Source organism: Streptomyces lacaronensis (assembly GCF_047337785.1).
Lineage (GTDB): Bacteria > Actinomycetota > Actinomycetes > Streptomycetales > Streptomycetaceae > Streptomyces > Streptomyces lycopersici.
On record NZ_JBLHDK010000003.1, the window covers coordinates 6,793,374 to 6,813,767 of the forward strand.

Annotated in this window: 22 protein-coding genes; 15 read left to right on the plus strand and 7 right to left on the minus strand. The window is 70.5% G+C overall.

Annotated features, from left to right (window positions below; translation table 11 throughout):
* The first annotated feature begins 115 nt into the window (after positions 1-115).
* The 5 genes from ACMTAK_RS29540 to ACMTAK_RS29560 all read left to right on the plus strand — a co-directional run bounded on the left by ACMTAK_RS29540 (position 116) and on the right by ACMTAK_RS29560 (position 6,471).
* Positions 116-1,441 (plus strand): DUF6716 putative glycosyltransferase, encoded by a 1,326-nt coding sequence (locus ACMTAK_RS29540; RefSeq protein WP_413813029.1) that lies wholly within the window; start codon positions 116-118, stop codon positions 1,439-1,441.
* A gap of 74 nt (positions 1,442-1,515) precedes the next feature.
* Complete coding sequence (locus ACMTAK_RS29545) at positions 1,516-2,715, plus strand: cytidylyltransferase domain-containing protein (RefSeq protein ID WP_413808992.1); 1,200 nt, start codon at positions 1,516-1,518, stop codon at positions 2,713-2,715.
* Positions 2,716-3,648 carry an N-acetylneuraminate synthase family protein gene (locus ACMTAK_RS29550; protein ID WP_262699056.1) on the plus strand — a complete coding sequence of 311 codons (933 nt, stop codon included), beginning with the start codon at positions 2,716-2,718 and terminating at the stop codon, positions 3,646-3,648.
* A gap of 116 nt (positions 3,649-3,764) precedes the next feature.
* The gene (locus tag ACMTAK_RS29555) at positions 3,765-5,009 is read left to right on the plus strand and encodes a hypothetical protein (protein WP_413808993.1); all 1,245 of its coding nucleotides are present in this window, start codon (positions 3,765-3,767) and stop codon (positions 5,007-5,009) included.
* 250 nt (positions 5,010-5,259) lie between these two features.
* Positions 5,260-6,471, plus strand: a complete 1,212-nt coding sequence (locus ACMTAK_RS29560; protein WP_413813030.1) for an amidohydrolase — start codon at positions 5,260-5,262, stop codon at positions 6,469-6,471.
* Positions 6,472-6,635: 164 nt separating this feature from the next.
* Here ACMTAK_RS29560 and ACMTAK_RS29565 read toward each other — a convergent pair whose 3' ends face one another.
* From ACMTAK_RS29565 to ACMTAK_RS29595, 7 genes are all read right to left on the minus strand, one after another.
* A complete protein-coding gene (locus tag ACMTAK_RS29565; RefSeq protein ID WP_413808994.1) occupies positions 6,636-7,124 on the minus strand; it encodes a hypothetical protein in 489 nt (162 codons plus the stop codon).
* 79 nt (positions 7,125-7,203) lie between these two features.
* On the minus strand, positions 7,204-7,335 hold the full coding sequence (locus tag ACMTAK_RS29570; protein WP_413808995.1) for a hypothetical protein: 132 nt from the start codon (positions 7,333-7,335) through the stop codon (positions 7,204-7,206).
* Positions 7,336-7,744: 409 nt separating this feature from the next.
* On the minus strand, positions 7,745-7,954 hold the full coding sequence (locus ACMTAK_RS29575) for a hypothetical protein (protein ID WP_413808996.1): 210 nt from the start codon (positions 7,952-7,954) through the stop codon (positions 7,745-7,747).
* Between the two features lie 2 nt (positions 7,955-7,956).
* Positions 7,957-8,334: a DUF6415 family natural product biosynthesis protein gene (locus ACMTAK_RS29580; RefSeq protein ID WP_413808997.1), complete on the minus strand. Its 378-nt coding sequence runs from the start codon at positions 8,332-8,334 to the stop codon at positions 7,957-7,959.
* A gap of 123 nt (positions 8,335-8,457) precedes the next feature.
* The gene (locus ACMTAK_RS29585) at positions 8,458-9,309 is read right to left on the minus strand and encodes a helix-turn-helix domain-containing protein (RefSeq protein WP_413808998.1); all 852 of its coding nucleotides are present in this window, start codon (positions 9,307-9,309) and stop codon (positions 8,458-8,460) included.
* A 15-nt stretch (positions 9,310-9,324) separates the two neighbouring features.
* Entirely contained in the window at positions 9,325-9,822 is a 498-nt protein-coding gene (locus ACMTAK_RS29590; protein WP_413808999.1) for a DUF6879 family protein, read from the minus strand.
* Positions 9,806-10,066: a hypothetical protein gene (locus ACMTAK_RS29595; RefSeq protein ID WP_413809000.1), complete on the minus strand. Its 261-nt coding sequence runs from the start codon at positions 10,064-10,066 to the stop codon at positions 9,806-9,808. The genes ACMTAK_RS29590 and ACMTAK_RS29595 overlap by 17 nt, the downstream gene beginning before the upstream one ends.
* A 136-nt stretch (positions 10,067-10,202) precedes the next feature.
* Here ACMTAK_RS29595 and ACMTAK_RS29600 point away from each other — a divergent pair, with 136 nt between their 5' ends.
* The 10 genes from ACMTAK_RS29600 to ACMTAK_RS29645 all read left to right on the plus strand — a co-directional run bounded on the left by ACMTAK_RS29600 (position 10,203) and on the right by ACMTAK_RS29645 (position 20,317).
* Positions 10,203-10,808, plus strand: coding sequence for a DUF5753 domain-containing protein (locus tag ACMTAK_RS29600; RefSeq protein ID WP_413809001.1), 606 nt, complete (start codon positions 10,203-10,205; stop codon positions 10,806-10,808).
* Positions 10,809-10,918: 110 nt separating this feature from the next.
* On the plus strand, positions 10,919-12,115 hold the full coding sequence (locus ACMTAK_RS29605) for a helix-turn-helix domain-containing protein (RefSeq protein ID WP_413809002.1): 1,197 nt from the start codon (positions 10,919-10,921) through the stop codon (positions 12,113-12,115).
* A gap of 102 nt (positions 12,116-12,217) precedes the next feature.
* The gene (locus ACMTAK_RS29610) at positions 12,218-12,811 is read left to right on the plus strand and encodes a hypothetical protein (protein WP_413809003.1); all 594 of its coding nucleotides are present in this window, start codon (positions 12,218-12,220) and stop codon (positions 12,809-12,811) included.
* On the plus strand, positions 12,808-12,999 hold the full coding sequence (locus ACMTAK_RS29615) for a hypothetical protein (protein ID WP_413809004.1): 192 nt from the start codon (positions 12,808-12,810) through the stop codon (positions 12,997-12,999). Before ACMTAK_RS29610 ends, ACMTAK_RS29615 begins: the two co-directional genes overlap by 4 nt.
* A gap of 227 nt (positions 13,000-13,226) precedes the next feature.
* Positions 13,227-14,318, plus strand: coding sequence for a methyltransferase domain-containing protein (locus tag ACMTAK_RS29620; RefSeq protein ID WP_413809005.1), 1,092 nt, complete (start codon positions 13,227-13,229; stop codon positions 14,316-14,318).
* Between the two features lie 335 nt (positions 14,319-14,653).
* Positions 14,654-15,688 carry a BMP family lipoprotein gene (locus tag ACMTAK_RS29625; RefSeq protein WP_413809006.1) on the plus strand — a complete coding sequence of 345 codons (1,035 nt, stop codon included), beginning with the start codon at positions 14,654-14,656 and terminating at the stop codon, positions 15,686-15,688.
* A gap of 63 nt (positions 15,689-15,751) precedes the next feature.
* Positions 15,752-17,482 carry an ABC transporter ATP-binding protein gene (locus ACMTAK_RS29630; protein WP_413809007.1) on the plus strand — a complete coding sequence of 577 codons (1,731 nt, stop codon included), beginning with the start codon at positions 15,752-15,754 and terminating at the stop codon, positions 17,480-17,482.
* Positions 17,479-18,606 (plus strand): ABC transporter permease, encoded by a 1,128-nt coding sequence (locus ACMTAK_RS29635; protein WP_413799731.1) that lies wholly within the window; start codon positions 17,479-17,481, stop codon positions 18,604-18,606. Before ACMTAK_RS29630 ends, ACMTAK_RS29635 begins: the two co-directional genes overlap by 4 nt.
* Positions 18,603-19,898 carry an ABC transporter permease gene (locus ACMTAK_RS29640; protein WP_413809008.1) on the plus strand — a complete coding sequence of 432 codons (1,296 nt, stop codon included), beginning with the start codon at positions 18,603-18,605 and terminating at the stop codon, positions 19,896-19,898. The genes ACMTAK_RS29635 and ACMTAK_RS29640 overlap by 4 nt, the downstream gene beginning before the upstream one ends.
* Positions 19,895-20,317, plus strand: a complete 423-nt coding sequence (locus ACMTAK_RS29645) for a cytidine deaminase (protein ID WP_413809009.1) — start codon at positions 19,895-19,897, stop codon at positions 20,315-20,317. The genes ACMTAK_RS29640 and ACMTAK_RS29645 overlap by 4 nt, the downstream gene beginning before the upstream one ends.
* Positions 20,318-20,394: the final 77 nt, after the last annotated feature.

Here is a 20,394-nt window from a genome sequence, read left to right on the forward strand (position 1 = left end):
CCAATCGTCGACGTTCTGTTAACCCTTTGTTGCTCTTGCGTTGGGCCGTGAATCGACAACGCTTCCTAGCGTCTCCGACGTGTCCTCACGTACCAAATCCCCTGTGCGAGTCGCCGTGCTCGCCGACTCCGACACCCGGTGGAAATGGGGCGCGCTCACCGCGCATCGCCTCGTACCGGATGGGTCGGGTTCTGCCTCGGAGCGCCGCCTCGACGGCTTCCTGCTGCGCGGCCGCGCCACGCCGACCGCCCGGCAGCTCACCGAGGTCGGGGTGCGCGCCGACGCGATGCGCGAGGTCACGGGCGTGGAATTCGTACGGGCGGTGGACCGTGAGCGCTATGACGTGATCGTCCTCTCCCTGGTGGGCGGCGCCGTCCAGGCCATGCTGCACGGACTGCGCCACGCCTGGGAGGGCGCCGACCGCCGCCCCGTGGTCGTCACCGGCTACGTCGGTGTCGTCTACGAGAAGCTGGCCGACGGGCTGCTGCTGCGCCACGGCGCCGATGTGGTGCTGGCCAACTCGCGCCATGACGCCGAGCGCTTCCGCGACGTCTACAAGGGCGTCGGCGCCGACGCGGAGAGCGTCGTGGAGTGCGCGCTGCCCTTCCTCGGCGGCGACCGCTACGACGAGAAGGCGCGGCTGGGCCGGAAGTACCCCGGCGGCACGGTGGTCTTCGCCGTCCAGCCGTCCGTCCCGGACAACCGCGCCGACCGCACCTATCTGCTGCGCCGCGCGGTGGAGCACGCGCGCCGCCACCCGGACCGCGAGGTCGTGGTCAAGCTGCGCTCCAAGCCGGGCGAGCACACCACCCACATCGAGGAGCTTCCCTACCAGAAGCTGATCGCGAAGTTCGGCGACAACCTGCCCGCCAACTTCCGGCTCGCCTACGGGAACATGGGCGAGGTCCTGGACACCGCCGACCTGCTGGTCACGGTCAGCTCCACGGCCGCCCTGGAGTCGCTGCACCGCTCCGTACCGACCGCCGTGCTCACCGACCTCGGGGTGCGCGAGACGCTCGGCAACCACCACTTCCTCGGCTCCGGCTGCCTCGCCTCCTGGGACCAGCTGGACGCCGGGCACCTGCCCGAACCGGACGCCGAGTGGCTCAGCCGTCAGGGCGTGGCCGCCGACGGGCCGTACGAGACCTGGTTCGACGCCGCGCGGGAGCGGGTGGCCGAGCTGGCCGCCGCACCGGCCCTGCCGCCGCTCGCCCCCTTCTACACCCCCGTCACCGCACCCGGCTATCTGCCCGGCCGGCTCGCCCGGTACGGCTTCGAGCCGGACGGCTCACCCCGTCCCGGGGCCTCCGCCGAGGACGAGGCGCAGGTCTCCGCGTTGCGGCGGGTGGTGCGCAACACGATGCGGGAAGCGGCCCGCGGCGCCTACCGCCATGGCGTCCAGCGCGTGGCTCCCGTCATCCGGCGGATGGGGGAGCTGTGAGCAGCGACGTGTGCGCGAACCAAGAGGAGGCCGGGACGGCCTCGATCACCTCTGCAACCCCCGAAGGAGCCGCCATGACCGCCTCGAGCCCGTGTGTGCTCGCCGTGATCCCCGCCCGTGGCGGATCGAAGGGCGTCCCCGCGAAGAACCTCGCCGCCGTCGGCGGCGTGCCGCTGGTCGCCCGCGCGGTCATGGAGTGCCGGGCGAGCCGCCTGGTGACGGACGTGGTCGTCTCCACCGACGACACCGGCATCGCGGCCGCGGCGCGCGGTGCGGGAGCGGTGGTCGTCCAGCGGCCCACCGACATCGCGGGGGACACCGCCACCAGCGAGGCGGCGGTGATCCACGCGATGGACGCCTACGAGGCGTCGCACGGCACCACCGTGGACGTGGTGCTCCTGGTGCAGTGCACCAGCCCCTTCATCATCAGCGAGGACATCGACGGGGTGGCCGCGGCGGTCGCCGAGAAGGGCGCCGACACCGCCCTGACCGTCGCCCCCTTCCACGGCTTCGTCTGGCGCGAGGGCGAGGACCCCGAGGGGGACGGCGGCGACGGGGTCAACCACGACAAGTCGTACCGCCCGCGCCGCCAGGACCGCCCCCAGGACTTCCTGGAGACCGGCGCCGCCTACGCGATGGACGCGCGCGGCTTCCGCAAGGCCGGGCACCGCTTCTTCGGCCGCACCGACCTGGTGCGCACCGACCCCGCCCGGGTGCTGGAGATCGACGATCCGCACGATCTGGCCCGCGCCCGCGCGCTCGCCCCGCTGTTCGACGCCGAGCGGCCGGGCGCCCTCCCCACCCGCGACGACATCGACGCGGTGGTACTCGACTTCGACGGCACCCAGACCGACGACAGGGTGCTCGTCGACTCCGATGGACGCGAACTCGTGGCCGTGCACCGCGGCGACGGGCTCGGGATCGCCGCCCTGCGCCGCGCTGAGCTGGCGCTGCTGATCCTGTCCACGGAAAAGAACCCGGTCGTCGCCGCACGGGCCCGCAAGCTCCAGGTCCCCGTGCTCCACGGCATCGACCGAAAGGATCTCGCACTGAAGCAGTGGTGCGAGGAGCAGGGCATCGCGCCGGAGCGCGTGCTCTACGTCGGCAACGACGTCAACGACCTCCCGTGCTTCGGCCTCGTCGGCTGGCCCGTGGCGGTCGCAGGTGCGCACGACGTCGTGCGCGGCGCCGCACGTGCGGTCACCTCCACCCCCGGAGGGGACGGCGCGATCCGCGAGATCGCCTCGTGGATTCTCGGAAAGGAACTGTCTTAAGTGAGCTCCAACTCTCGCCTCCGCACCCTCGGCGCGAAGACCGCCGGACCCGGCCACCCGGTCTATGTCACCGGTGAGATCGGCATCAACCACAACGGCGACCTGGAGAACGCGTTCAAGTTGATCGACGCCGCCGCCGAGGCCGGCTGTGACGCGGTCAAGTTCCAGAAGCGAACCCCGGAGATCTGCACCCCCCGCGACCAGTGGGACATCGAGCGTGACACCCCCTGGGGCCGGATGACCTACATCGACTACCGCCACCGCGTGGAGTTCGGCGAGGACGAGTACCGCGCCATCTCCGAGCACTGCGCGAAGCGCGGCATCGACTGGTTCGCCTCCCCGTGGGACACCGAGGCCGTCGCCTTCCTGGAGAAGTTCGACGTCCCGGCGCACAAGGTGGCCTCCGCCTCGCTGACCGACGACGAGCTGCTGCGCGCCCTGCGGGCGACCGGTCGCACGATCATCCTGTCGACGGGCATGTCCACCCCCAAGCAGATCCGCCACGCGGTGGAGGTGCTCGGCAGCGACAACATCCTGCTGTGCCACGCCACGTCCACGTACCCGGCCAAGGCCGAGGAGCTCAACCTGCGCGTGATCAACACGCTCCAGGCCGAGTACCCCAACGTGCCGATCGGCTACTCCGGCCACGAGACCGGTCTGCAGACCACCCTGGCCGCCGTGGCGCTCGGTGCCGCGTTCGTCGAGCGCCACATCACCCTCGACCGCGCCATGTGGGGCTCGGACCAGGCCGCCTCGGTCGAGCCGCAGGGCCTCACGCGGCTGGTGCGGGACATCCGCACCATCGAGGAGTCCCTCGGTGACGGCGTCAAGAAGGTCTACGAGAGCGAGCTCGGCCCGATGAAGAAGCTCCGCCGTGTCGCGGGCGTCGTCGCCGAGTCCGAGTCCGCCGACCGCGAGCCCGCCGCGGTCTGAGGCACTCTGCCGTGAATCCACCGGCCGGTGAGCCCGGCCCTCGCCCGGAAGCGGCGGGCACCCCTGACTCGTCGGGGGCTGCCCGCCGCTTCCGGGCCCTGCCTTTGGACGGTGCGATGGTCTCCGCTGCTCCCCTTGCCTCTCCGGCCCCTGCCTCTCCGGCCACGCTTGCCTTCGTCGAGAGCCCGGTTCAGCTGCTGAACGTGCTGGAGTGGGCGTACGCCGACGCCCAGCGCGCCACGGGACCCGGGGCCACGGCGCCCCAGGACCTCACCGTGGTGGTGCTCTCCCCGCACGATCCGATGACCCGCGGCCAGCTGCGCCGGATGGCCGAGCTGGCGCGGGACGAGGGCTTCGCCGTGCGCTGGGAGGACGCGCGCGGCGGGGCAGGTGCGCCGATCAAGACCATCGGCGGGCTGCGCGGACCGCTGCGCCGGGCCTGGCGGATCGTCATAGGCGATCCGTTCTCCCGCTACGTCCAGCTGCTGCTGACCCTCACCCGGGCCAAGGACCTGGTCGTGGTGGACGACGGCACGGCCACCATGGAGTTCATCTCCCAGCTGGCCAAGGGGGAGCCCCTGGTGCGCTGGCACCGGCGCGGCAGCAAGGGGCCGCGCGACATGGTCTTCGCGCCGGTCTCCGCCACCGCGCGCCGTCGGCTCACCCCGGGCGCCAAGCGCCGGGTCGAGGTCTTCAGCTCGATGCCGGTGGAGCCGCCCGCCGGGGTCACCATCACCGCCAACGACTTCGCCTGGACCCGCGCCCGGTTCGGCCCGCCCCGGCTCACCGGGGGCACCGACCTGGTGGGCACGTCCCTGGTCGAGACGGGCGTGGTGGACCTGGAGCGCTATCTGGAGGCGGTCGGCTCGCTGGCCCGTGCCCACGGCGCCACCCGCTACTTCGCCCACCGCCGGGAGAGCGCCGAGAAGCTGCACCGGGTCTCGGCCGAGGTGGGTCTTGAGATCGTACGGCCCGATCTGCCGCTCGAGCTGATAGCCCGCCGCGGCCCCATCGGCCACACGATCGTGAGCTTCCCGTCGACCGTGGTGCACACCCTGCCGCTCGCGCTCGTGGGCACCGGCGTCCAGGTCGCGGTCTGCGATGTGGACCCCGCCTGGCTGACCAGCGACGCCTCCCCGCGCGCCCAGGGCTTCCTGTCCGGGGTCACCGGGACGGCGCGCGATGTGCGCCGGCTGGGCTCGGGGCCGCAGGCGGGGCCGCCCCCGCCGAGGGACGCGGCCCCGCCCAGGGACGCGGTCCCGCAGCGGGATGCCGCCCCGAAGCGGGACGCGGCTCCGAAGCGGGACGCGGCCCCGCCGGCGAACCCAGGACCGCCCGCGGCACCGGTCGCGGCGTCCTGAGACCGGTCGCGCGGCGTCCTGAAACCGGTCGCGGCGTCCCGAGGCGGCTCAGGTTCTGAGCTCGTCGCCCGTACGGCCGTGTGGCACATCTCACCCGCGGCCGACCGGGAAAAACCGCTGTTATACCCCCTGACTAGGAGGATCATGCAGCGGGGCGGGTACTTTTGTGTACCCGAACAGATTGAAATTTTGTTGATCGACATTCGGTGGACCCACCTGGCGTTCTACGCTTCTTCAGGTGAAGCAATTGATGTCCCTCGATGCGACCGATGTCACACCCGCCGACGCGCCCGCGCTGCCCGGCACGCTCCCTGACGAGCTGCGTGCCGAACTCATCGCCTTCCGGCGCGACTTGCATATGCACCCCGAGCTCGGCAACTGCGAGTTCCGCACCACCGCCGCGATCAAGTCGCGGCTGGAGCAGGCCGGACTCGAGCCGCGGGTGCTGCCCTCCGGCACCGGTCTCATCTGTGACATCGGCCCGCGCGACGGCGTAGCGCCCCTGCTGGCGCTGCGCGCGGACATCGACGGACTGCCCATCCCCGACACCAAGACGGTGGACTACCGCTCGACCGTCGCCGACCGCGCCCACGCCTGCGGCCACGATGTGCACACCACCGTGGTGCTCGGCGCCGGTCTGGTCCTGGCCGAGCTGGCCCGCGAGGGGCGGCTGGCGCGTCCGGTGCGGCTGCTGTTCCAGCCCGCCGAGGAGGTGCTGCCCGGCGGCGCGGCCGACGCGATCGAGGCGGGCGTGCTGGACGGCGTCGGCCGGATCCTGGCCCTGCACTGCGACCCGAAGGTGGAGGTCGGCCGGATCGGGCTGCGGGTCGGGCCGATCACCTCGGCCTGCGACCGGCTGGAGGTCTCGCTGGACGGGCCGGGCGGCCACACCGCGCGCCCCCATCTGACCACCGACCTGGTGACCGCGGTCGCCAAGGTGATCACCGAGGTGCCCGCGCTGCTGGCCCGCCGGGTGGACGCCCGCTCGGGTCTGGCCGTCACCTGGGGCCGGGTGGAGTCGGGCCACGCCTGCAATGTGATCCCGCAGCACGCCGAGCTGTCCGCCACCGTCCGCTGTCTGGACCTGCCCTCCTGGCGGGAGGCGCCCGACCTGGTCCATGCCGCGGTGGACGAGATCGCCACCCTGCACCGCGCCAAGTCGGAGATCAACTACATCCGCGGGGTCCCGCCGGTGGTCAACGAGGCGAGCTCCGCCGAGCTGCTGCGGGACGCGATGATCGCCCGCCGGGGCGCGGACGCGGTCGAGGGCACCGAGCAGTCCCTCGGCGGCGAGGACTTCTCCTGGTACCTGGAGCGGGTGCCCGGCGCGATGGCCCGCCTCGGCGTCCGCAAGGTCGGCGACACCACCCGGCGCGACCTCCACGCGGGCGACTTCGACGTGGACGAGGGCGCGATCGCGGTGGGCGTGGAGCTCTTCACCGCGGCGGCCCTGCTCGCCTGAACCACACGCGAACGGCCGGGTGGCGCGCGCCGCCCGGCCGTCGGCACCGACCCGAAGAGGACTCGACGGGATCGACGGAACTGGTCGTTGCCGTTGCCGAGGTTGACGCACTCGTCTGGCGTGCGCCACCGGGGCGACACACGGATGGGGCCAAGGGGAAGGCGTCAGCCCATCGGGCACGGGATCGTCGGGCGGATGCGGTTCACGCTGCAGGCGACGACCTGGACCGAAGCGAACCCGGTGCCTCGGAGGTACCAGCCGCCGACGACGTCCCCGCCCCAGCTGAGCCGGTCGTCCGCTGCCGCTGACCGCTCGGCCTGCCGGGAGGAGTCCTTGTCGTGGTCGGTCAGGAATGACGGGCTCAACTCGCTGATCTGGTCCCTGTACCAGGCGGAGGCTTTGTCCGGTGCCTCGAAGGTGGCCTTGATCATTCTGGCCGGGCGGAGCAGCCAGTGCGGTACCTCCAGCGGCGGCACGTCGCTCGCCATGAAGGCGGGGCTGGCCGCCGCGATCCGCTTCCACTCCTGGGGCGGGATGTCCCGGACGACGAGGTGCGGCGGTCGTCTGGCGGATTCGTCGTCGTAGGTGCGGCGTTCTCCGGTCCAGCGGTAGCAGTGCCAGTGGCTCGGCATGGGCGGGAGTGGTGCGGTCATCCGGGGGACCTCCTGCGTGGTGGGAGCGGCCCGCGCTTCCGGGCGCGGGCCGCCGTTTACCCAGGGCGCTTGACGTCGGCTACTTGGCGTACTGGCGTCCGTCGTCGGAGTCGCCGGGTGTCCGGCCGCTCGGGGACGGGGCATCCGTGTCCGGCATGGTGTCGCCGTCCTCGGGGTCCTGGCGGACGACGACGGCGTGCTGTAATCGCATGGGGCCTCCGTGAGTTCACTCGCGCGGGGGTGCCCCGCGCGATGGCGCGGTGCTCGTCCCGGCCCCTGGCCTCCAAGCGGGAGGTCGGGGCGAGCCTTGCTGGACGGGACTCCGGCCCGTGGCGCAGGCCGGTACCGGAGTCCCTTCGTCCCCGCCTGCCTTGTCGGCGGCCGTGCCTGGCCGTATCGACCGGCAGGGGGCTTGGAGGGCGGGCCGTCGGCGCCGTCGTCCGGTACGGGGGCCCGGAACACCAGCGACCCACCCGGCTTATAGGGCCGGGGTGCTCACGAAGCAGAGCCAATCCGCGAGCGCCAGCAGCGCGGGGACCACGCAGACCCAGCAGGCCCATCCGGGCGGCACGGAAGACGAACAGCGCGGCCCCGCGCGGGAGAAGGCCGACGGCGGTGCCTCATTCGCCCCCACCCGTCCGAGCCTGGCGCCTGGCCTCCTCGTAGCCGCGTAGCAGCTGCCCGCCCTCCGAACAGACGGCGCCGGGCGTCCGACAGGCCAGGCAACCCGCGGAGTGCTCCAGCGCCGCGCGCCACTCTTCGCGGAGCTTCTGCCGGTGGGCGCAGCCGCTGCCCTCGTCCCGCGACTGCCACCCGATGCGGGGTGACACGATCAGCTCCCGCCGAGGCTCTCGTAGTGGTCACACAGGGCGTTGACGGAGCGAGCGAGCCGCTGGGCGTGTGCGATCCGGGCGGGCGGCGTGGTGCCGGGTTCCAGGCGCATCCGCATGCGGGCCTCGACAATGCAGGCGCGTGCGCAGGCGCGCCGAGTGTCGTCGTCGGCGAGCCTGCCGGCCATCTGCTCGACTTCGGGGACGGCGACCATGATGTGCCCGCGCAGCCGGAGCGTGAGCGTCTCCACCTCCTCCAGGGAGAGGAGTTCGGCGCCTTCGGCGAGCAGATGGCGCGTGCTGGCGCGCATCGTCCGGATATCGAGGGGGCGTTGATCCCGCTCTTCGCCGGTCGGCGGACGGGTCGTGGATGTGGCCATGCTGGCGCTCCTTGTGGCGTTGGCCGCGCCCCGGGAGGTTCCACCGCCTCGCCGGGGTCCTGTTACGGACCGTACGGAGAGGGCGACTTAAGGTTCTAGCTTGGTGCACGATGGTGCACATTTTCATCCCAAGACTGCGATGGCCTCGTGGATGAGAGTTCGGGCCTTCTCTCCGTACACTGCGAGATTGCCCAGTTCGCGGAAGACTCGGACGTACATCTCGATCTCCTGCGGCTGGCTGATCGTCAGGTAGCCGGAGACCAGCTCGACAGCCACCTGCGCATTGTCGAAGATCCAGAAGCCTTCCACGGGGCGCATCGCCTCGCGCGAGGGTTGCATCGGCACGATGCCGAGGCTCACCTTGGGCAGGAACCCGACCGTCAGCAGGTGCCGCAGTTGCTCGCGCATCACCTCCCGGCCTCCGATTCCTGCCCGCAGGACGGCCTCCTCGAGGATGAAAGCGAACGTGTGGCGACCTTCGTACAGCACATGCTGGCGGTCCATGCGCTCAGCCACGGCGGCATCGACGTCATCGACCAGTCCACGGCGCTTCCGGGTGGCGTGCAGGATCGCCGCGGTGTAGCTCATCGTCTGCAACAGGCCCGGTACCAGCCACGAGTCATATGCACGGAACGCACGCGTGCGCTCGTACAGCGGCCGCACAGACTCCTGCGCCTTCCGTAGACCGCTGCGCTCCATACGGCGCCACTCGATCCACATGCCTTCCACCGTGCGCAGCGCGGCGACAAGGTCCTCGGCCTGGCCGTCCGCCCCGCACGCGCGCGCCCATGCGCGGATGTCCTCGGGAGAAGGAGCCGTTCGGACGTTCTCGATCCGGGACACCTTGGAGTGGCTCCAGCCGGCGCGGTCGGCGAGTTCGCGCACCGTCAACTCAGCGTCCAGGCGCAGGTCTCGCAAGCGGGCAGCGAGTGCCTTCCGTGCGGCCTCGGCGCTGGATGAGGGTGACGCGGGCATGCCTGTTCTGCTTGATCAGATCTTGTAGTCCTCGTGCGGGATGGCTCGCTCCCACACGGTGTCGAACGCTGTAGCGCACAGGTGCGCAACCGCGGGATCCTCTGTCCATTCCTCGCCGAGAATTTCCCCGTCGCCGGAGAAGTGCCCAAAGCGCACCAGCGTGTCGTCGAGGATCCAGAAGTCATTGCCGGGCAGCGCAATGTCCGAGGCCTGGCGGCGTGGTAGCCAGCGCACCTCCTCGCCGGCAGCGATGTTCATGGAGGTCACCGCATGCTCAAACCGAATGTAGTCGGTGACCGGCTCTGACACGATGCGGGCCCGGCGCACGAGGACGCCGCGCGCTACGGCCTCGCCCACCATGTCGACCCACGGTCGGTAGACCTCCATTGCATCGAGCTGGTCGCCGCGTTTCCAGCTCAGATAGGTCGGGTCGTCCGGGGTGTAGCTGTCGCGCATTTCCAGGTGGAACGCGGTCCGTTGGGTGGTGCGCAGGCGTTCAGGAAAGCTGGCCACGGTCGTCCTCGTCGTCGCGGGGCAGGAACTTCCGCATCACCTTAGGGAGCCTGATGATCGTCTCGTGATCTGGGACGTCCGTGGAGTGCCCGGGGATCGACCCGACCTCCTGGCATGCCTTCACTTCTTCCGCTGTGGCCTTGTAGGACTGGATGAGCAGGTCTCCAGTCTCTTCGTCGAGCCAGATGGTCGGTGAGTCCGTGTTCGGGGTGTTTGGAATGATGCCCAGGAACTTTAGACGCATGGCGATCCCCTCCGCGAAGGCGTTGCACCTTGGTGCACAGCTACCTTCGCTGTGATGCGAACGGTGGGTCAAGGGTGTATGACCCTGAGTATCCGGAAGCTGAAGGCTTCCGACGCCAACAGGGAGGGGATTGGCGATGACCACCCACACCGAGTGGAGCGAGCGGGTCTGCGGCGGCATGAAGGCGTTGCAGGAGGGATCCGTGCCGCGCTACCAGGCAACCCGGTTATTCCGGTGGTACTCCTCCACCTTGGTCCCCGGACTGCTGCAAACACAGGACTACGCGGCAGCCGTCCTGCGCACGGCCCGCCGCTTCCATGACCTTCCCACCGACGACAGCGCCGAAGCCGCCCGGGCCCGGGTGGGGCGCTCGCAGGTCATCTTGGAGCCAGGCCACCAGTTCGAGCTGGTCGTCGAAGAATGGGTGCTGCGCAGCCGTATCGCGGACACCAGCGCACTGTCCGGACAGCTGCAGTACCTGCTCACCGCCGCGGAACTGCCCAGGGTCTCCTTGGGAATCATTCCGCAGGCGACGGACGAGCGGATCCAATGGCCCCGGGAGACGTTCCATGTCTTCGACGACAGCCTTGTGACCGTGGAGTTGGTCTCCGCCGAGGTAGAGATCACCCAGCCCTCCGAGATCGCTCGGTATGCAAAGGCGTTCGAGCAGCTGCGCGGCATGGCCGTGTACGGGGCCGAGGCGCGGGCGTTGATCCTGAAGGCCATCGAGGCCCTGCACTGACTCCGGGCGCGACAGGCCCCCGAATCCGCCAATCAGGGGATGGATCACCCGTACCGGCGGAGCCGACCGCGGGTACCGTTCTGAGTGTCGAGGTCAGAACGGAGTTCGGCATGCCACAGAGCATTGAAGAACACACCGGCGCACGAATCGCTCGCACCCGCCGCGAACGCGACCTGACCCAGCAAGGTCTGGCCATGCGCGCCAACGTCTCGAAGTCCCTGCTGTCCAAGGTCGAGTGCGGGCAGCGGCCCGCCTCGCCGTCGCTCGTCGCGGCCTGCGCACGCGCGCTCAGTGTGACCACCTCGGACCTCCTCGGCCAGCCCTACACTCAGGAGCTTCGGCGCGAGCGGCTCGACGAGGTGATACAGCCCATCCGAGTCAGCATGGAGAACTGGGACATCCCCCTCGATTGGCAGGTGCCGACCCGCCCGGTCGCGCTTATCCGTGCCGATATGGAGAAGGTGTTGGTGCAGCGGCGGCAGGCCGAGTACCTGCCGATGGCCGTCGACCTCCCAGCACTCATCGACGAATGCGTGCAGGCCATACACACCACCAGCGGCGAGGAGCAGCGGCAGGCACACGAATGCCTGGCATGGGCGTTCCGGTGCGTCTTCACGCTGGCCTGGTCCTTCGGATACGTGGATCTGGCCACCGTCGCCCTGCAACGCCTGGACTGGGCGGCACCTCGCGCCGACGAACCGGGCCTTGCCGCCATGTACGGCTACCTGCGTGCCCAGACCACTCTCTCCTCCAGCCGGTACGACCTGGGCATGCGCATCGTGGACGGCACGCTCCGGGATCTGGAAGGGCAGGATGCGCGGAGTATGGACGGTCTCGCCGCGATGGCCGGTGTCCTTCAGCTGCGGGCAGCCGTGATCGCGGGCCGAATGAAGGATCCCCATCAAGTGGAGGCCCGCGTAGCCGAGGCCCGCGAACTGGCGGAGCGAACCGGCGAGACCGCCGCCTACGGCGTGGGGTGGGGGCCGGCGAACGTCGGCGTTCACGCCGTCGCGATCGCCTGCGACCTGGAGGAGTACGACCGGGCTGTCCAACTGGCGGACGATGTGCGGTTCCCCAAGCGCTGGGACCGGTCTCGGGCAGGGCACCACTGGCTGGACCTGAGCAGGGCCAACGTATGGACCGGGGATTCGGCGCAGGCACTCAATTGCCTGCAGAAGGCGCGCCGGACAGCGCCGCAGCAGACGCGGTACCACCCCACCACCCGCGAGGCGGTCATCGCCCTGCGGTCGCGTGAGCGGTCGCGCAGTAGCGAGCTTGTCGAATTCGCGAACTGGATCGGCCTGTAGCACGGGCAGTTGCCGTCAAATTGCACAGTTCGATGCAACTTGGCGCCCTGCCAGGTCGGCACGATGTGACGGTCAGATCACATACCGTGCACGGAGCCGACCATGACGACCAGACCCCTGCCGTGGACACCGCCGAACACCGAGGACGTCGAGGCGTTACCGGTGGGCACATGGTGGGATGCCGTCAGAGCCGCCCCGACCGTCGGCGAACGTGCCCTCGAACTGCTCGGCGACGCGACCGGCGCCGTCATCCAGGACAAGCACGGCCCCTTTTACTGGCTCGTCGCCGTGGGCTCCGCCGCGAGCTGGCACCTGAGGCAAGTCCGCGTCCTCACCGAACTGACGGATGAGCGCACCTATCTCGGCGTGCCGCCCATCTCCAGGAGGGAGGGCCCCGGCACTCACTGGCGTGTGCCGCTCTCGGCCGAGCACTACCTCACCGACGCCGTCAAGCTATGGGGAGCGCTGGCCGAGGCCGACCGCGCCGAACTGGGCCCGGTTCCGCAGGGTCGCCGGACCTGCTATCGCTGCCAATTGCCCACCGACGAGCCGGTCATCATCGCCATCGAGCACAGCGGCAGTGTGGCCAGCACGACCGTCTACGCCTGCCCCGCCCACGCCCGGGACTACCCGCGCGATGCCGTCGCCCAGGCCGCCGCCAGGCGCCGTGCCCTTGAGCGGGGCAGGACCCGATGACGGCCGCCGAGCAGACCGCCGAGCAGACCAAGGACCCGTTCGCCGACGAGGCGTGGCGCGCCGCCATCGAGCACGCTGCGGGCTGCCTGGCCTGCCGGAGGCCCGGTGTCGGGTGCGAGACGGGGGAGCGGCTGCTCCGCGCCTATGAGGGGGCCATGCGGCGGGCGCGGTCAGGAACTGACGGATGAGGTACCGACCCCCACAGAAAAGCCCCTGCCCCGGCCGCCCCTTGCCGGTGAGGGCGGACCGGCCGGAGCGGGCCTTCACACAGACGCCCAAGCACCCGCACTCAGGAGATGGAACCGTGACCGCCGAGAACAAGCACAAGGGCGATCCCGCCCCGATCAAGCCGTGGACGCCCCCGCCGCCGCCCCCGCCGGACGGCACTCCGCCCCCGAGGGAGAGGTGAGGGCCCATGACCGAGGAGGACTGGCGACCGCGTCACGCCGCACTGGTGGAAGCCCTCACCGCGTCCGGTGAACTGCCTGACGCATGGCGCCCGGCCTTCGACGCCGTTCCACGCCACCATTTCATCCCCGATGACATCTGGGAGCAGCGGGCCACATGCGTTCCCGTGACGGCGGACGCGGCCTGGTGGGGCCTGGTCTACCGGGATGTGCCGATCGTGACGCAGGTGGACGACGGGCTGAGGGACGGCCCGGGAATCGCGACCTCGTCCAACTCCATGCCCACGATGGTGGCGCGCATGCTCACCGCGCTGGAGGTCGCCGACGGGCAGCGCGTGTTGGAGATCGGCACCGGCAGCGGCTGGAACGCGGCGCTGCTCGCCGCGCGTCTGGGGAGCGAGAACGTCACCACCGTCGAGGTCGATCCCGTGCTGGCGGAGAAGGCCGCGAAGGTCATCAAGGAGGCCGGATACAGCCCTGACGTCGTGTGGGGCGACGGCGCACGGGGGTGGGAGTCCGGGGTGCCGTACGACCGGATCATCGCGACCTGTTCGGTGCGCCGCATCCCCTACGCCTGGGTACGGCAGACCAAACCGGGCGGGCGCATCCTTGCCCCGCTGGCGGGAGACTTCTGGTCCGGGGCTCTGGTACGGCTCGACGTGGGCGGTGATGGGGTGGCCTCCGGCCGGTTCATCGGCGGTGCCCGGTTCATGCCGATGCGCTCGGAGCGCCCTGGCCCGGACCTCCCGGTGGACAGCGGAACCGGGCGGCACGGCGGCACCGGCACGCTTCCCGCCGACACCATGGCGGGCCTCGGCTTCGCCCTCTACGCGGGCGCGAAACTGCCGGGCGTGGTCATGGCCGACGGAGCACCGGACGGCAGGTACCAGATCTGGCTCCACGATCGAAAGGGGTCGGCGGCCACGGTCACCCAGGAGGAGGTGTGGCAGTACGGCCCACGGCGGCTGTGGGAGGAGGCCACCGCCGTGCACAACGCGTACGTGAACGACGGCAGCCCGGACTCCGGCGACTTCGGGCTGACCGTGTTCCCCGGCGGGCAGCGACTCTGGCTCCGCTCACCTGACACGCCCCTCACCTGACACACCCCTCGGCTGACGCCTGACACATCCCCCCGGCTGACAGGCGAAGCCCACCCCGGCCCCACCCGTCCGGTGGTCGGGGCAGGAGGGCCGGAGACCCCGGCCCTCCTGCCCGATCCCGGAGCCTCGCCCGGCGCGGCTCATATGGGGACATACCAGGCGCAATCACATCCGGTTTGCCCGCCCGAAACGTTGTGTAGACCTCGCGGACACAAGAGGTTCGCGACGATCCGATAACGGCTTCCTAAGGGGCCTTTATCTGGCATCTACGCGCGTTACGATGCGCCGGAGCCAGCGCCGCAAGGGGCGCTTCGAGATCATCAGAGGGGACCCTCGTGCGCCGGGTATCCACGATAGCTGTCGCGGGCATTGCCACCGCGGCTCTCGCATTCTCCGTCACCGCGTGTGGCAGCAGTTCCGAAGAGGGAAGCAAGGACGCCGGCGTCGGTCTGGCCTACGACGTGGGCGGCCGCGGTGACCACTCCTTCAACGACTCCGCCGCCAAGGGCTATGACAAGGCCCTGAAGGACTTCGACGTCAAGGGCAAGGAGCTGACGGCGAAGGACGGCGACACCGACGCCGACCGCTACGACAAGCTGGCGAGCCTCGCCGAGGCGGGCTACAACCCCGTCGTGGGCGTCGGCTACGCGTGGACCCCCTCGCTCACCAAGGCCGCCAAGAAGTACAAGGACACCGACTTCGCCATCGTCGATTCGGTCGTCGACGCCAAGAACGTGGCCAGCCTGGTCTCCGCCGAGCACGAGGGCTCCTACCTCGCCGGCGTGGCGGCGGGGCTGAAGACCAAGTCCAACAAGGTCGGCTTCATCGGCGGCACCGACAGCGCGCTGATCAAGAAGTTCGCGGGCGGCTTCCAGCAGGGCCTGAAGGACACCAACCCCAAGGCGTCCCTGGACGTCCAGTGGGTGCAGGTCGGTTCGCCCAAGGGCTTCGGCATGCCGGACCGCGGCAAGGACATCGCCGAGGGCATGCTCTCCAACAAGGTCGACGTGATCTTCTCCGCGGCCGGCGGCTCCGGCGCGGGCGCCATCGAGGCGACCGCCGGTAAGAAGGGCACCTGGTCGATCGGCGTCGACGGCGACCAGTACTACGACAAGGGCCTGGCCCAGTACAAGAAGGCGATCCTGACCTCCATGGTCAAGACCGTGGACGGTTCGGTCTACGACTTCATCAAGAGCGTCGTGAAGGACAAGAAGCCCGAGAGCGGCGTCCAGACCTACGACCTCAAGCGCGGCGGCGTCTCCCTCTCCTACTCCGGCGGCTTCATCAACGACATCAAGCCGAAGATCGAGGCGGCCAAGAAGAAGATCATCGACGGTCAGATCAAGGTGCAGGACACCTACAAGGACTGACCCCTCGCGCCACGGACCCGCGACGAGACCCCCGGGCATCAGCCCCCGGGTCCGCCCGGGTCCGTGGCGCACCCCGGCCGGTCCGGCCCCCGGCCAGCCCCACCCCCCTCCGCCCCTCAGGAGTGCGCCATCAAAGCCGCCAGCCCACCCAAGGGCGCTCCCGCCGGTGCCGTCACCGACGTCGCCGTAGAACTCCACGGAATCACCAAGCGGTTCCCCGGAGTCGTCGCCAACCACGACATCGACATCACCGTGCGCCGCGGCACCGTGCACGCCCTCGTGGGCGAGAACGGCGCGGGCAAGTCGACCCTGATGAAGATCCTCTACGGGATGCAGCGCCCGGACGAGGGCACCATCGCGATCGACGGCGAGACGGTGGAACTGCACTCCCCGGCGGACGCCATATCCCGCGGCGTGGGCATGGTGCACCAGCACTTCATGCTCGCCGACAACTTCACCGTGCTGGAGAACGTGGTCCTCGGCGCCGAGAAGCTGCACGGCATCGCGGGCAAGGCGCGCGCCCGGATCAAGGAGATCTCCGACGCCTACGGGCTGGGCGTCCGCCCCGATGTCCTCGTCGAGGACCTGGGCGTGGCCGACCGTCAGCGCGTGGAGATCCTCAAGGTCCTCTACCGGGGCGCCCGGACGCTGATCCTCGACGAGCCGACCGCCGTGCTCGTCCCGCAGGAGGTCGACGCGCTCTTCGACAACCTCCGCGAGCTCAAGTCCGAGGGTCTGACGGTGCTGTTCATCTCGCACAAGCTGGGCGAGGTGCTGTCCGTGGCGGACGACATCACCGTCATCCGGCGCGGCACCACGGTCGCCTCCGTCGTGCCGTCCGAGACCAACCCCCGGCAGCTGGCCGAGCTGATGGTCGGCAGCGAGCTGCCCTCGCCCGAGACCCGCGAATCCACCGTCACCGACACCGACATGCTCGTCGTGGACGCGCTCCGGCTGACCGCCACCGATGTGGACGGGGTCGAGCGGGCCGTGCTCGACGACATCGACTTCGCCATCCGCAAGGGCGAAGTCCTCGGCATCGCCGGTGTGGAGGGCAACGGCCAGGCCGAACTGGTCGAGGCCATCATGGGCATGCGCGACCCCGACGCCGGCACCATCACCCTCGACGGCGCCGACATCTCCCACGCGCCCACCCGCAAGCGGCGCGAGGACGGCATCGGCTACATCCCCGAGGACCGCCACCGGCACGGACTGCTGCTGGAAGCGCCGCTGTGGGAGAACCGCATCCTCGGCCATGTCACCGAGGAGCCCAACAGCAAGGCCGGGCTGCTCAACCCGGCCGCCGCCCGGCACGACACCGAGCGGATCGTCGCCGAGTACGACGTGCGTACGCCGGGGATCGAGGTCACCGCGGCCTCGCTGTCCGGCGGCAACCAGCAGAAGCTGATCGTCGGCCGGGAGATGAGCCACCACCCCAAGCTACTGATCGCCGCGCACCCCACCCGGGGTGTGGACGTGGGCGCCCAGGCGCAGATCTGGGACCAGATCCGCGCCGCGCGCCGGGACGGCCTGGCCGTGCTGCTGATCTCGGCCGACCTGGACGAGCTGATCGGCCTGTCCGACACCCTGCGGGTGATGTACCGCGGCCGGCTGGTCGCCGACGCCGACCCCGCCACGATCACCCCGGAGGAGCTGGGCTCGGCCATGACCGGCGCCGCCTCCGGCCATCTGGAGGGCCCGGCGGACGACGGGACCGAAGCCGCGACCGGGACCGGGGCCGCGACCGAGGCCGGTGCCGGAACCGAGGCCGCGACCGGGGGAGAGGACCGATGAAGAAGCTGGACAAGGAGCGGGTGCTGCTCGCGGTCGCCGCCCCGGTGCTGGCGCTCGCCGCCGCGTTCGTGGTGACCGCGCTGGTGCTGCTGGCGACCGGCAAGGAGCCGTTCAACGCCTTCGGCATCATGTTCGACTACGGCGTGAAGGCCGACAGCCAGGTCTACATCCTCAACAAGGCGACCACGTACTACCTGGCCGGGCTCGCGGTGGCCATCGGCTTCCGGATGAACCTCTTCAACATCGGCGTCGACGGCCAGTACCGGCTCGCCGCCTTCTTCGCCGCCGTCGTCGGCGGGGCGCTGAAGCTCCCCGGGCTGGTGCAGATCCCGCTGATCCTGCTGGTCGGCATGCTCGTCGGCGCCATGTGGGCGTCCATCGCCGGTCTGCTGAAGGTCTACCGGGGCGTCAGCGAGGTGATCAGCACCATCATGCTGAACTCCCTCTCGGGCATCGTCATCAGCTATCTGCTGGTGGACGGGCGGCTGGCCGACCTCGACAAGCAGACCAACATCGTGGCCACCGACCCGCTGCCGTCCTCCAGCCACTTCTTCACCATCCCGGCGGGCGGCGACCTCGACCCCATCTGGGGCTTCATCGTCGTCGCGGCGCTCGCGGGCGTCGGCTTCTGGTTCCTACTCGGGCGCACCCGGTTCGGCTTCGACCTGCGCGCGGTGGGCCGCTCCGAGTCCGCCGCCCAGGCCAGCGGCGTCAACGTCAAGCGCATGGTGCTCACCAGCATGCTGCTCTCGGGCGCGATGGCCGGTCTGATCGGCATGCCGACCCTGCTCAACGACACCCACCAGTTCACCTCCGACTTCCCCACCGGTATCGGATTCACCGGTATCGCCATCGCGCTGCTCGGCCGCAACAACCCGGTCGGCATCGGCCTGGCCGCCGTGCTGTGGGGCTTCCTCGAGCGCGGCGCCAACCGCCTGGAGTTCGAGGGCTACGACAAGGAGATCGTCGGTGTGATGCAGGGCGTGATCGTCCTGTGTGTCGTCATCGCGTACGAACTGGTGCGGCGCTACGGGCTGGGGCGCCAGCAGCAGAGGGTGGGCGCGGAGCTCGCCGCCCAGGCCAAGGCCGACAAGGGTACGGACAAGCAGGAGGTGCCGGCATGAGTGCCACGGTGACCACCACCAAGAGCACGAGCACGCCGGGCAAGGGGAACGGGCCCGCCTCCCGGATGTCCCTGGGCAAGGTGCTGCTGATCGTCGCCGGGGCGCTGATCGCGCTGTCGGTGCTGCGGACGCTCGTCGACGCCGCCCAGCAGGCGGACTTCGACCGCGTCACCTCCGCCGGGCAGATCGGGGCCGCGCTCTCCATGGCCGTGCCCATCGGCCTCGCGGGCCTCGGCGGGCTGTGGTCCGAGCGGGCCGGTGTGGTCAACATCGGCCTCGAGGGCATGATGATCCTCGGCACCTTCTTCGGCGCCTGGGCCGGCTACCAGACCAACCCCTGGGTGGGGGTGCTCGCGGGCGTCCTCGGCGGCGCGCTCGGCGGGCTGGTGCACGCGGTGGCCACCGTCACCTTCGGGGTGGACCACATCATCTCCGGTGTGGCGATGAACATCCTCGCCCTCGGCGCCACCACCTATCTGGCCAAGCGCTGGTTCGAGCCGCTGGCCGACATCGGCGGCTCCCCGAAGAACTCCCCGCAGGTCGACCCCATCCAGTCGTTCACCGTCCCCGGACTGTCCGACTGGCTCGCCGACCTGGAGAACCACCACTGGTTCCTGGTCTCGGACGTCGCGGGCATCCTCGGCGGCCTGGTCACCGACATCTCGGCGCTGACCGTCGTCTCCGTCCTGCTGGTCGTGGGCAGCTTCTTCGCCCTGTGGCGTACCTCGTTCGGACTGCGGCTGCGGTCCTGCGGTGAGAACCCGACGGCGGCCGAGTCCCTCGGCGTCAACGTCTACCTCTACAAGTACGCGGCCGTGGTGATCTCCGGCGGCCTCGCCGGGCTCGGCGGCGTCTTCCTCGCCCTCGTCCGCTCGCACATCTACAACGAGGGCCAGACCGGCGGGCGCGGCTACATCGGCCTCGCCGCCATGCTCTTCGGCAACTGGCGGCCGGGCGGGCTCGCGATGGGCGCCGGTCTCTTCGGCTACTCCGACGCGCTCCAGCTGCGCAACGGCGGGGCGACCGTGCACGCCCTGCTGCTCCTGGTCGCGCTCGGCCTCGCCGCGCTGGCGGCCTGGCGGATTGTCCGCAAGAGTTATGTCGCGGGCGCGGTGTCCGGCGCCGCGGCCGTCGCGCTGCTGCTGTGGTACGCCCTGACCGACACGGTCCCCAACGACTTGGTCAGTGCCACGCCGTACATCGTGACCCTGCTGGTCATGGGGCTCGCCTCACAGCGGCTGCGGATGCCCAAGGCGAACAACAGGCCCTACCGGAAGGGACAGGGCACATGACCACTTCCGCCGCCGCGGCCCCCGACTGGGACGCCCTGCGCGTACAGGCCCGGGACGCCATGTCCCGGGCCTACGCCCCCTACTCCGGCTTCCCGGTGGGCGCCGCCGCGCTCGTCGACGACGGCCGCACCGTCAGCGGCTGCAATGTGGAGAACGCGGCGTACGGCGTCGCGCTGTGCGCCGAATGCGGTCTGGTCTCCTCCCTCGTCGCCTCGGGCGGCGGCCGCCTCACCGCCTTCACCTGCTGCGACCGCGAGGGCACCGTGCTGATGCCCTGCGGCCGCTGCCGTCAGCTGCTGTGGGAGCACGGCGGCCCGGAGCTCCAGATGGACACCGCCACGGGCATCCGCCCGCTCGCCGAACTCCTCCCGGACGCCTTCGGCCCCGCCGACCTGCGCCGCGCCGCCGCCCACGGCTGACGCCCCGCGCCGCCTCGGCCCGCGCCGTCTCGGCCCGCCCGGTCGGCCCCTGAACACGAAAGGCCCCGTACAGCCCT